The following is an 11,803-nucleotide window of genomic DNA, read 5'->3' as shown; positions in this document are numbered from 1 at the left end:
TGATGAAACCCGTTATCCCGCTTGTTCTGATGCTGCTGCTGAGCGGCTGTACTGTTGGTCCCGACTACCAGCGCCCCGCGATGGCGATGCCGGTTCACTATAAAGAGGCCAAAGGCTGGCAGCCCGCGACGCCGCTGGATCAGCAGAACAAAGGCGAATGGTGGGCGGTCTATCACGACGCCACCCTGAGCGGGTTGCTTAGCCAGGTGAGCATCTCGAACCAGAACGTCGCGAATTATGCGGCGCAGTACCGTCAGGCGCAGGCGCTGGCGAGTGAGTCACGCGCCGCGCTGTTTCCGTCACTGGGCTATGACAGCAGCGTGACGCGCAGCGGCAGCCACGCCACCACCGGCAGCAGCCGCACCACCAGCAGCAGCCATCAGGCGGAACTCAGCGCCAGCTGGGAGCTGGATCTGTGGGGCAAACTGCGGCGGACGCTGGAAGAGAACCGCGCCAGCGCAGCGGCCAGCGCCGCAGAACTGGCTAATATCACCCTGAGCGCGCAGTCTGAACTGGCGCAGGACTATTTCCAGCTGCGCTTTATGGACCAGAAAATTGCGCTCTATCAGCAGAGCGTGGCGGCCTATCAGCGCTACCTGAAGGTGATCAATAACCAGTATCAGGCTGGCACCGCGTCACTCGCCACCCAGGCGCAGGCGCAGATGCAGCTGGAGAGTGCCAGCGCCTCGGCGCAGGATTACCAGTGGCAGCGCGCTCAGCTGGAGCACGCCATCGCGCTGCTGGTCGGCAAAGCGCCCGCCGACTTCAGCCTGCCCGCCGCGCCGCTGAATGCCACTCTGCCCGCCATACCTGCCAGCCTGCCGGGGCAGCTGTTGCAGCGCCGTCCCGATATCGCCTATGCCGAACGTAACATGGCAGCGGCAAACGCTGCGGTGGGCGTGGCGGTGGCCGGTTACTATCCCGATCTCACTCTGAGCGCCAGCGGCGGCGTCAGTGCATCGGCGCTGCATTCGCTGTTCGCATTGCCGAACCGCGTCTGGTCGCTGGGGCCGGAGTTGAGCGGCACGCTGCTCGACTTTGGTGCCACCTCAGCGCAGGTCGATCAGGCACGCGCCAGCTGGGATGCCAGCGTTGCCAGCTATCGTCAGACGGTATTAGCCGCGTTGCAGGAGGTGGAAGATCAACTGGTGGAACTCAATACCCTGCAGGGCGAGATAGCGGCCCAGCAGCGCGCAGCCGTGGCGGCGCAGACCTCGGCGCGGGTGACGCGCAATCAGTATCAGGCCGGGATGATCGACTACCTCGATGTGGCAACCACCGAAAACAGCAGCCTGAGCGAACAACAGAGTTTACTGACGCTGCAAAGCACCCAGTGGGTCAGCAGCGTGGCGCTGATTGCCGCGCTGGGCGGCGGCTGGCAGGCACCCTGAGCGTAGTGGATAATTCTGTTGTCGAACTGCGTCAAATCCTGCATCGTGAGGGGCTATTTTTCACGATGCTAAGGAGCGGGCATGGTATTCACACTATTGCGTCTGGTATTCCGCCTGTTATGGCGGGTCGAACTGCGCGGCGACGTCGCCGAACTGCATAAGCAGAAGGTACTGATCACGCCGAACCATATGTCGTTTCTCGACGGCATATTGCTGGCGCTATTTTTGCCGATTAAGCCGGTCTACGCGGTCTATTCGACCATCAGCGAAAGCTGGTTTATGCGGCTGGTTAAACCCTTTATCGACTATGTGCCGCTCGATCCCACCAAGCCGATGGCGCTGAAACAGCTGGTGCGGCTGATCGACAGCGGCCGTCCGGTGGTGATCTTCCCGGAGGGACGGATCACCGTCACCGGATCGCTGATGAAAATCTACAGCGGCGCCGGTTTCGTCGCGGCGCGATCTGGCGCGAACGTGGTGCCAATGCGGATAGAAGGGGCGGAGTTCACGCCGTTTGGCCGGCTGGCGGGCGTATTCAAACGCCGTCTGTTTCCGCGCATCACTCTCAGCATTCTGCCCGCGACCCGCATCCCGATGCCGGAAGCGAAACGGGCGCGCGATCGCCGGCTGCTGGCGGGCGAACATCTGCATCATGTGATGATGGAAGCGCGCATGGCGGTGCGCCCGCGTGAAACTTTGTTTGATGCTTTTCTCGCGGCCCGTTCACGCTACGGTGCCTTTAAGCGCTGCATTGAAGATGTCAATTTCAAGCCCGACAGCTACAACGGCCTGCTGAAAAAATCGCTCGGCGTGGGCCGCATCCTCGAACGTTACAGCCAGCCGCGCGAAGTGGTCGGTCTGCTGCTGCCCAACACTACCGTCACGGCGGCGGCAATTCTCGGCGCATCACTGCGCGGACGGGTTCCGGCGATGCTGAACTACACCGCGGGCGTCAACGGTATGCGGGCGGCACTGACCGCGGCGCAGATCAAAACGGTCTTCACGTCGCGGCAGTTCCTCGACAAAGGCAACCTATGGCATCTGCCGCAGGGGCTCGATGATGTGCAGTGGATCTATCTGGAAGATCTGAAAGATACCGTTACCAGTAAGGACAAACTGTGGATCGTCGCCCATCTGCTGATGCCGCATCGCGCCCAGCTGCCGCAGCAGCCGGAAGATGCGGCAATGGTGCTGTTCACCTCGGGCTCGGAAGGCCATCCCAAAGGGGTGGTGCATTCGCATAAAAGCCTGCTGGCGAATGTCGAACAGATCCGCACCATCGCTGACTTCACCCCGCGTGACCGCTTTATGTCGGCGCTGCCGCTGTTCCACGCCTTTGGTCTGACCGTTGGCCTGTTTACGCCGCTGATGACCGGCGCGCAGGTGTTCCTCTATCCCAGCCCGCTGCACTACCGCATCGTGCCGGAGCTGGTCTACGACCGAAACTGCACCGTGCTGTTTGGCACCTCAACCTTCCTCGGTAACTACGCGCGCTTTGCCGCGCCCTATGATTTTGCCCGTCTGCGCTACGTGGTGGCCGGGGCTGAGAAGCTGCAGGAAAACACCCGCCAGATCTACATGGAAAAATATGGTATTCGCATCCTCGAAGGCTACGGCGTAACCGAATGCGCGCCGGTGGTGGCGATTAACGTGCCGATGGCGGCGAAGGCGCACACCGTTGGACGCATTCTGCCGGGGATGGATTCGCGACTGATGTCAGTGCCGGGCATTGAGCAGGGCGGACGGCTGCAGCTGCGCGGCCCGAACGTGATGAAAGGCTATCTGCGGGTCGAGAATCCCGGCGTGCTGGAAGTGCCGGTCGCCGATGATGGCGAAGGCAATCAGGAAGCGGGCTGGTATGACACCGGCGATATCGTCAGCTTTGATGAGGCAGGCTTCTGCCAGATTCAGGGACGCGCCAAACGCTTCGCCAAGATCGCTGGCGAGATGGTGTCGCTGGAGATCGTTGAGCAGATCGCCCTGAAAGCGTCGCCGGACAAGCAGCATGCCGCCTCACTGCGGCCGGATGGTCAGCGCGGCGAAGCGCTGGTGCTGTTCACCACCGACGGCGAACTGGCGCGTGACGGCCTGCAAAAAGCCGCCCGTGAGCTGGGCGCGCCGGAGCTGGCGCTGCCGCGCGATATCCGGGTGATGAAACAGCTGCCGCAGCTCGGCAGCGGTAAACCCGATTACGTCACGCTGAAAAAGCTGGCGGAAGAGGAGCAGGCATGAGCCTTGATCGTAATGCGCCGCTGATGTCACGCGGCATGATCGCCGTGATTATCGCCCAGTTCTTTTCGGCCTTCGGCGATAACGCGCTGCTGTTTGCCACGCTGGCCGTGCTGAAAAGCCAGTTCTATCCCGACTGGAGCCAGCCGGTGTTGCAGATGCTGTTTGTCGCCACCTACATTCTGCTGGCGCCGTTTGTCGGGCAGATGGCCGACAGCATGGCGAAAGGGCGGGTGATGATGATCGCCAACAGCCTGAAGCTGCTGGGCGCACTGGCGATCTGTTTCGGCTTCAACCCGTTCCTCGGCTATACCCTGGTGGGGATAGGTGCTGCGGCCTACTCACCGGCCAAATATGGCATCCTCGGTGAAATCACCCACGGCGAAAAGCTGGTGAAAGCCAACGGGCTGATGGAAGGGTCGACCATCGCCGCGATCCTGCTCGGCTCAGTAGCGGGCGGGATGCTGGCGGACTGGCATCTGCTGGCGGCGCTCGGCATCTGCGCGGTCACCTACGGCGTCGCGGTTATCGCGAACCTGTTTATCCCGAAACTGCAGGCGGCGCGTCCGGGGCAAAGCTGGCAGATCGCCGCCATGCTGCGCAGTTTCTTCCGGGCGGCGGCGGTGCTCTGGCATGATGCCGAAACGCGTTTCTCGCTGCTGGGCACCAGCCTGTTCTGGGGCGCGGGCGTGACGCTGCGTTTCCTGCTGGTACTCTGGGTGCCGGTGGCGCTGGGCATTCATGACAACACCACGCCAACCACCCTCAATGCGATGGTGGCGATGGGTATCGTGCTGGGTGCGGCGGCAGCGGCGAAGCTGGTGACGCTGGAAACGGTGCGTCGCTGTATGCCGGCCGGGGTGCTGATTGGCGTAATGGTGGTGGTCTTCTCACTGCAGCATTCGCTGCTGAATGCCTATTTGCTGCTGATGGTAATTGGCGCGCTGGGGGGCTTCTTTGTGGTGCCGCTGAATGCGCTGTTGCAGGCGCGCGGTAAAGAGAGCGTCGGCTCGGGCAATGCGATTGCGGTGCAGAATCTCGGTGAGAACAGCGCGATGCTGCTGATGCTGGGGTTCTATACGCTGGCGATTAAAGCCGGTGCGCCTGCGGTCGCTACCGGCATCGGGTTTGGCGTGCTGTTTGCGCTGGCCATCGCCCTGCTGTGGCTGTGGCGACCGGCTAAACGCTAAGGCTGGCCGCCTCGCTGCCAGCGTCAGGCAGCGAGGCGGCTACGCATCCGTCGTGACTCAGCGACGAACGGCAATCGCCTCAATTTCAATCTTCACATCTTTTGGCAGGCGCGCCACTTCAACGCAGGAACGGGCCGGGAATGCCGCCTGATGCTCGGTGAAGAATGCCTCATAGGCTGCATTCACCGTGGCGAAATCGTTCAGATCCTTAACGAATACCGTGGTTTTCACGATATCGCCGACCTTCAGGCCAGCCGCTTCCACGATCGCCTTCACGTTTTCCAGCGACTGACGCGCCTGGGCGGTCACGTCATCGGCGACCATGCCGGTGGCCGGATCGACCGGGATCTGACCGGAGGTGATGATCATGCTGCCGAGATCGACACCCTGAACATAGGGGCCGATGGCGGCAGGGGCTTTTTCAGTACTGATTTCACGAGACATTATTGCTCCTTGAATAAGGCAGTAGGGCGGTGAGCCCGCCGGTGCTGACCATTATAGGGTCGGCCGGAACGATTACCAGTGACCCAACACCACATGGCGCGCGAACTCTTTTTCACAATATTTGCACTTCAGATGAACATCATCGGCGCGCTGCTTCACCGCAAAACTGGAGAAGACCGGTTCGCTGCGGCTGATGCAGTTGCTGTTCGGGCAGGTCAGCACCCGCTCAACGTGCTCCGGCAGCGTCGGGGCGATCTTCGCCACCACTTCGTAATCGTCGATGCGGTTGACCGTAGCATGGGGCGCATAGACCGCCAGCTGGTTGACCTGGTCGTCGGTCAGAAAGGTGTTTTCAATCTTGATCAGATCTTTGCGGCCCATCTCGCCTGACGGCAGATTCAGGCCGATGGTGATGCGCTGATCGGTCTCGGTCAGACGGAACAGGGAGAGCAGTTTGAATCCGACCAGGGCCGGGATATGGTCGATTACCGTGCCGCGCTTGATCGCTTCGACCTGCAATTTGTTGTCGTGTGTCATCTGAGGATCTCCTTACAGGGCGGGTTCGCTGTTTAATACCAGCGCCAGCAGAGCCTGACGCGCGTAGATGCCGTTTCCGGCCTGCTGGAAGTACCAGGCGTAGGGGGTTTTATCGACATCGGTGGTGATTTCGTCGATGCGCGGCAGCGGATGCAGCACCTTCATGTTGTCACGCGCCGTCGCCAGATCGGCGGCCCGCAGAATGAACTGCGCTTTGACGTTGGCATACTCCGACGGATCGAGCCGCTCTTTCTGTACCCGCGTCATGTAGAGGATATCGAGCTGCGGCATCACCTCTTCAAAGCTGTCATGCCGTGACCAGGCGATGTTTTTCTCATCCAGCATATCGGTGATGTAAGCCGGCATCGCCAGCGCATCGGGGGCGATAAAGAAGAAGCGGTTGCCATCAAACTTCGCCAGCGCCTGTGTCAGGGAGTGCACGGTGCGGCCATATTTCAGGTCGCCGACCATCGCCACATTGAGCTGGTTCAGGCGACTCTGGGTCTCCTGAATGGTGAAGAGATCGAGCAGCGTCTGGGTCGGATGCTGGTTGGCTCCGTCACCGGCGTTGAGAATCGGGATGCCGCCAGAGAACTCCGTCGCCAGCCGCGCCGCGCCCTCCTGCGGATGACGCATCACAATCGCATCAACATAGGTGCTGATCACGGAGATGGTATCGGCCAGGGTTTCGCCTTTCTTGCCCAGCGAGGTATTGCTGCCGTCGGCAAAACCCACAACCGATGCGCCGAGACGATGAATCGCCGTCTCAAACGACAACCGGGTACGGGTCGAGGCTTCAAAAAAGCAGCTGGCGATCACGTTATGCTTCAGCAGCTCCGGCTGCGGGTGCGCTTTGAGCTGTGCAGCGGTATGCAGCACCAGTTCCAGCTCATCACGGCTGAGGTCGTTGATCGAAATAATGTGCTTGCGATATAGCGGGTTAGCCATAGCTTTCTCCTCTGCGCGGCCGGATTGCGGACAAAAAAAAGCCCCTGATTAAGGGGCTTTTTTAAGATCGGGTCGATGACCGAAAGAAACAGCGGCGCCGCCTGTGGTCAGGCGTGATTGAGCGTCAAATTGTCCGCTGCGCTGTAGCATATTTCCTCCGGCAAATTGTGGCGCATTATACCCATTCGCTGCCGGGCAGCAAGGGAAAATCGTGCGCGAGGAAACCGTTTGCGCTGGCCCTGAAGCAGGGCGATTGGGCTGCCGTGCCTGGCTGGTACAGGCAGACGCCGGGAATCTGCATCAGCGTTGACCCAGCGTCGCCACCATCACCGCTTTGATGGTGTGCATCCGGTTTTCCGCCTGATCGAACACGATGCTGTGCGGGGACTCAAATACCTCATTGCTCACTTCCATGCCGTTCGGCAGATCGTACTGTTCCGCCATCTGCCGGCCCAGCGTGGTCTGATCGTCATGGAAAGCGGGCAGACAGTGCAGGAATTTCACCTGCGGATTGCCGGTGAGATCGAGCATCGCCCGGTTAACCTGATAGTCACGCAGCAGGGCGATACGCTCTTCCCACACCGCTTTGGCTTCGCCCATCGACACCCAGACGTCGGTGTAGATAAAGTCTGCACCTTTGACGCCGTCAGCAATGTTATCGGTGAGGGTGATTTTGCCGCCGGTCTGCTGTACCACGTCGCGACACTGCTCCACCAGCTGCGCCTCTGGCCAGCAGCTCTGCGGTGCCACCAGACGCAGATCCAGCCCGACCAGCGCCGCCGCTTCCAGCATGGTGTTGCCCATGTTATTGCGGGCATCGCCGACGTAAACCAGCGTCATCTGGCTGAGCGTTTTGCCTGGCAGATGCTCCTGCATGGTCAGCAGATCGGCCAGCAGCTGTGTCGGATGAAACTCCGTGGTCAGTCCATTCCACACCGGCACGCCAGCGTGCTCCGCCAGGGTTTCCACCAGCTCCTGGCCGTAACCGCGATACTGGATACCGTCATACATCCGGCCCAGTACCCGCGCGGTGTCGCGCATCGACTCTTTATGCCCGATCTGGCTGCCGCTCGGACCGAGATAAGTAACGTTAGCACCCTGATCGTAAGCGGCAACTTCGAAAGAGCATCGGGTACGGGTCGAGTCTTTTTCGAAGATGAGCGCGATGTTTTTGCCTTTCAGGGTCGGGACTTCACTGCCACTTTTTTTCGCGCGTTTTAATTCCGCAGCAAGGGTAAGCAGGTGATTAATTTCGGCCGGGGTAAAATCCAGTAGCCTGAGGAAATGGCGCTGATACAGCTGACTCATACAACACTCCGGTAACCATAAAAATGAATTAAAATTCAATCTAACCGTATGAATATGCATTTTCAACCCCGACGAGAATAAACTTTTCGTTTTGTGTAGTGGCGCGACAGGCAGTGTGGGAAAATAATTGTTTATTGCCGAACTCAGAGAGGACATCGTTATGGCATATGAAGCATTATTGGAAGAGCAGCGTGAAGAGACGCGCCTGATCATTGAAGAGCTGCTGGAGGATGGCAGCGATCCCGATGCGCTTTATACCATCGAGCATCATCTCTCGTGCAACAACTTCGATTCACTGGAGAAGGCCGCAGTTGACGCCTTCAAGCTGGGTTATGAAGTGACCGAGCCGGAAGAGCTGGAGCTGGAAGATGGGACGACCGTGATGTGCGTTGACATCATCAGTGAATCGGCGCTGAAGCCAGAGCTGATTGATGTGCAGGTTGAGCAACTGGTGAACCTGATCGGTAAATACAATGTCGACTACGACGGCTGGGGCACCTACTTTGAAGACCCGGACGCCGAAGATGAAGATGACGAAGACGCCATCGACGATGAAGATGATAATGGCATTCGCCACTAAGTCGCGCAGGGCGGGGAATTCTCCGCCTCTCTTCTTTTCCAGCCCTGTTTTAACACCATGAACTACGCACCCTTACTTGAACCCATTTATCAGTTTCTGCACTGCCGCACGCCACAAGCCTGGATTGATGAGGCGCGTAAACCGGAAAATCTGACCCTGCTGTTAACCGACCATCTGGTATGCGAACTGAAAGCCGCGCAGACCGCGGTCTGGCTGATCCGTAAATATGTGGCTGACAAACCCAGCGGTGAGGCGATCCTCGGCTGGCTGAAACCGTACGAAGATTTTATCTTCCGCGAAGATGGCGACAGCGTCTTTATCAATGCCCATAAAAATCTCACCAAACGCATCATCGTCCGCAATGAACTGCCGTGGGCGGATGAGCTGGTGGAAAAGATGGTGCTGCTGATTAAAGAAGAGCTGCATCACTTCTATCAGGTATGGGAAATTATGCAGTCGCGCGGATTGGTCTATCAGAAGATCACCTCCAGCCGCTATGCGAAGTCCCTGCTGCGTGAAGTGACAACCCATGAGCCGGAGACGCTGGTGGATAAGCTGATTTGCGGTGCTTACATTGAAGCGCGCTCCTGCGAGCGGTTTGCGGCGCTGGCGCCGTGGCTGGATGGCGAGCTGGAGAAGTTTTATATCTCACTGCTGCGCTCAGAAGCGCGCCACTATCAGGACTATTTAACCCTGGCGGCGCAGATCTCAGCGAAAGATATCGCGCCACGGGTACGGGCGATTGGCGAAACCGAAGCGCGATTGATCAGCGAGCCGGACGGCGAATTACGTTTTCACAGTGGCGTACCGGCCTTCTGAACCGCAGCGTTACAGCTAAAGAGACTGGGCTGACGGTGCAGTGGCCCGCATCGGCTACAGGTTTTTCAGCATCCGCACTTCACAGTCAACGTGACCGGTACAGCCCATGGCGCTGTCGATATGCTCAAAGCCCAGCGATTCATACAGCTTAATCGCTCTGGTCAGGCTGGCCGTGGTTTCGAGGTAGCAGCGACGAAAACCGTGCTGACGGGCATGATCCAGCGCCCGCAGCGCCAGCTCGCGCGCCAGTCCCTGACCGCGTACCGCAGGCAGGAAATACATCTTCTGCAGTTCGCAGATATCGGGCGCGCTGCAGGCCAGTGGCGCTACGCCGCCGCCGCCGACCACCTTGCCGTCAGCCTCAATAATCCAGTAGGCGCTCTGTTCGGCGCTGTACAACTCAAACAGGTGGTCAAGTTGCGGATCGGATACGGTGTATCCCTTATCCGCCGTCAGGCCGAACTCCGCTGAAACGTCGCGGATTACCTGGGCAATATGCGGATTGTCGGCGGCAGTAATCGGCCGCACCTGGAGGTGCTGAGAGTCAGAAATCATGTTGGGATTGGATTGTGCAATTCAATTAGACATACACCAGAAATAACATTATCGTCATGTAAAAGCAATATTTGTGATAATTTACACAGGCATTAAATGTGCATTTATCCTTTTTATGGTGATTTAATTAATTATTCTCTCTGTTGTCGTCACTGGTTCATTTAATAAATAATAATTATTCCCCTGACTTAATTAGCCAGGTTTTTAATTGGCTGCTTTTATTTTATTTGATGTGAATCAAAATTCCAGGGGTTTACTGCTGTAAGTTAAGATCTTTAACGCTATTTAAGGGATTAATTTCATGGCAATTCCAGCTTACCTCTGGTTAAAAGATGATGGCGGCGCAGATATCAAAGGTTCAGTTGATGTTCAGCATCGGGAAGGAAGTATCGAAGTTCTTAGTTTCATGCATGGGTTGAGCATTCCTGTTGATCCCCACACGGGCAAACTCACCGGAACGCGTATTCACAGTGCATTGGAGTTCGAAAAAGAATTTGATTCATCCAGCCCTTATCTCTACAAGGCAGTATCCTCCGGACAAACACTTAAATCAGCTGAAATAAAATGGTATCGCATTAATCATGCAGGCCAGGAGGAAGAGTACTTCAACATGTTCATTGAAGGGGTAAAAGTGGTGTCAGTTAACCCACTTATGCATAACATTAAATCGATTGAAAATATGAACCATCTTGAGTCAGTGACGCTGCGCTACGAAAAAATCACCTGGAAGTATTGCGATGGTAATATTCAGCATTCCGATTCATGGAAGGAACGCGCATAATCCAACTATTTAATGGCGTCGCACCTCTTTGCGTCATTGTAAGGAGCAGGTATGACATGGGTTTATGACGTGAGAAAGCGATCTTTTACACGAGATGGTGTCTATAAATTCGATGCATTATATGCCGGAGCTGAAGGATACAAAGACGATCCTGCATTAGCATGTGAAGTTAACAAAGGCCCTTTGCCTGCGGGCAAGTATAAGATTGGCCATCCGGTGGCAAAGCATCCGACAGCCGGACGATTTGTTCTCCGTCTGACGCCTTATGCAGGCAATAATATGTGTGGTCGCGCTGGATTCCTTATTCATGGAGATAATGGCTTTGGTACTGCCTCCAATGGCTGTATTGTTGCCTCTTTTAATGTCAGGAAGAGCATTGCAGATAGCGGCGACAGGGAGTTAATCGTGAAATGAAATGGCTTATTATCGTAGTCTTAACCTTGTTTGCGGTGGCCTGCGCATCAGGAAACCCTCAATCTGCTGAACAGGTTTTGTCAGATAAAGTGCTTACGGCCTCCATGAATAACGACAATAGCCCTCTCTCAGACGTTGATTATGACCAGATATCTGAATATCTTTCTCAGGGCAGACCACGCTGGATAGCACTTTATCCCATCCTTAATCAATCACCCTTCTTAGGGATAACATCATTTCAGGAAGGTTTGAATATCTCTATGGCCTATGCCTTACCTGAGAACCCTGAAGAAGTATTGAAGTTCGTTAATGAAAATAATATTAATAGTATATGTGGGCTGCCATTTATTGAACCCACCCAGAATGAAACAGAAGCGTACTTTATACTAACCAGTGCCGCACTTAATAAATTACCCACCGGAGGATACTGGCAAAAAAGATGCCTGGCTGTATTAAAAAAGCGTTATGCGGGTCAAAAAGGCGAGGTGAGGCCGGAGGACGGTTCATCACAACAATGATTATGCCTGTTAAATAACACACCTGATTTATTACTTAATCAACGTTTTGCGTTATAACCAGTCTTTCATCATTCCTGAAATCGCTAGTC

13 protein-coding genes are annotated in these 11,803 nt (G+C 56.6%); 8 read left to right on the top strand and 5 right to left on the bottom strand.

Annotated elements, in window-relative coordinates:
* Positions 1 to 2: 2 nt before the first annotated feature.
* From WFK59_RS12490 to lplT, 3 genes are all read left to right on the top strand, one after another.
* Entirely contained in the window at positions 3 to 1,391 is a 1,389-nt protein-coding gene (locus WFK59_RS12490; protein WP_336755923.1) for an efflux transporter outer membrane subunit, read from the top strand.
* Positions 1,392 to 1,472: 81 nt separating this feature from the next.
* Positions 1,473 to 3,623 carry a bifunctional acyl-ACP--phospholipid O-acyltransferase/long-chain-fatty-acid--ACP ligase gene (gene aas, locus WFK59_RS12485; protein ID WP_336755922.1) on the top strand — a complete coding sequence of 717 codons (2,151 nt, stop codon included), beginning with the start codon at positions 1,473 to 1,475 and terminating at the stop codon, positions 3,621 to 3,623.
* Positions 3,620 to 4,810 carry a lysophospholipid transporter LplT gene (lplT, locus tag WFK59_RS12480; RefSeq protein ID WP_336755921.1) on the top strand — a complete coding sequence of 397 codons (1,191 nt, stop codon included), beginning with the start codon at positions 3,620 to 3,622 and terminating at the stop codon, positions 4,808 to 4,810. The genes aas and lplT overlap by 4 nt, the downstream gene beginning before the upstream one ends.
* Before the next feature lie 57 nt (positions 4,811 to 4,867).
* Here the strand turns inward: lplT and ridA are convergent, their stop codons facing one another.
* The 4 genes from ridA to argF all read right to left on the bottom strand — a co-directional run bounded on the left by ridA (position 4,868) and on the right by argF (position 8,047).
* Positions 4,868 to 5,254: a 2-iminobutanoate/2-iminopropanoate deaminase gene (gene ridA, locus WFK59_RS12475; protein WP_233985432.1), complete on the bottom strand. Its 387-nt coding sequence runs from the start codon at positions 5,252 to 5,254 to the stop codon at positions 4,868 to 4,870.
* A 72-nt stretch (positions 5,255 to 5,326) separates the two neighbouring features.
* Positions 5,327 to 5,791 carry an aspartate carbamoyltransferase regulatory subunit gene (gene pyrI / locus WFK59_RS12470; protein WP_336755920.1) on the bottom strand — a complete coding sequence of 155 codons (465 nt, stop codon included), beginning with the start codon at positions 5,789 to 5,791 and terminating at the stop codon, positions 5,327 to 5,329.
* A 12-nt stretch (positions 5,792 to 5,803) separates the two neighbouring features.
* A complete protein-coding gene (pyrB, locus tag WFK59_RS12465) occupies positions 5,804 to 6,739 on the bottom strand; it encodes an aspartate carbamoyltransferase (protein WP_233985431.1) in 936 nt (311 codons plus the stop codon).
* A 300-nt stretch (positions 6,740 to 7,039) separates the two neighbouring features.
* Positions 7,040 to 8,047, bottom strand: coding sequence for an ornithine carbamoyltransferase (gene argF / locus WFK59_RS12460; RefSeq protein ID WP_336755919.1), 1,008 nt, complete (start codon positions 8,045 to 8,047; stop codon positions 7,040 to 7,042).
* 160 nt (positions 8,048 to 8,207) lie between these two features.
* Between argF and rraB the strand changes: the two genes are divergently transcribed.
* Together rraB and miaE are read left to right on the top strand one after the other, a co-directional pair.
* A complete protein-coding gene (gene rraB / locus WFK59_RS12455; RefSeq protein WP_069728807.1) occupies positions 8,208 to 8,627 on the top strand; it encodes a ribonuclease E inhibitor RraB in 420 nt (139 codons plus the stop codon).
* 57 nt (positions 8,628 to 8,684) lie between these two features.
* On the top strand, positions 8,685 to 9,446 hold the full coding sequence (gene miaE / locus WFK59_RS12450; RefSeq protein ID WP_336755918.1) for a tRNA isopentenyl-2-thiomethyl-A-37 hydroxylase MiaE: 762 nt from the start codon (positions 8,685 to 8,687) through the stop codon (positions 9,444 to 9,446).
* A gap of 54 nt (positions 9,447 to 9,500) precedes the next feature.
* Here the strand turns inward: miaE and WFK59_RS12445 are convergent, their stop codons facing one another.
* Positions 9,501 to 10,001 (bottom strand): GNAT family N-acetyltransferase, encoded by a 501-nt coding sequence (locus tag WFK59_RS12445; RefSeq protein WP_336755917.1) that lies wholly within the window; start codon positions 9,999 to 10,001, stop codon positions 9,501 to 9,503.
* Between the two features lie 301 nt (positions 10,002 to 10,302).
* On the opposite strand from WFK59_RS12445, the gene WFK59_RS12440 reads away from it, so the two are divergent.
* The 3 genes from WFK59_RS12440 to WFK59_RS12430 are packed head-to-tail and all read left to right on the top strand — an operon-like array spanning position 10,303 to position 11,714.
* A complete protein-coding gene (locus WFK59_RS12440) occupies positions 10,303 to 10,782 on the top strand; it encodes an Hcp family type VI secretion system effector (RefSeq protein WP_233985427.1) in 480 nt (159 codons plus the stop codon).
* Between the two features lie 51 nt (positions 10,783 to 10,833).
* Entirely contained in the window at positions 10,834 to 11,196 is a 363-nt protein-coding gene (locus WFK59_RS12435; protein ID WP_233985426.1) for a tlde1 domain-containing protein, read from the top strand.
* The gene (locus WFK59_RS12430) at positions 11,193 to 11,714 is read left to right on the top strand and encodes a hypothetical protein (RefSeq protein WP_233985425.1); all 522 of its coding nucleotides are present in this window, start codon (positions 11,193 to 11,195) and stop codon (positions 11,712 to 11,714) included. The genes WFK59_RS12435 and WFK59_RS12430 overlap by 4 nt, the downstream gene beginning before the upstream one ends.
* Positions 11,715 to 11,803 lie beyond the last annotated feature (89 nt).

Source organism: Pantoea sp. USHLN298 (assembly GCF_037149395.1).
GTDB classification, from domain to species: domain Bacteria; phylum Pseudomonadota; class Gammaproteobacteria; order Enterobacterales; family Enterobacteriaceae; genus Pantoea; species Pantoea astica.
This window is presented reverse-complemented; position numbering and strand designations above follow the sequence as displayed.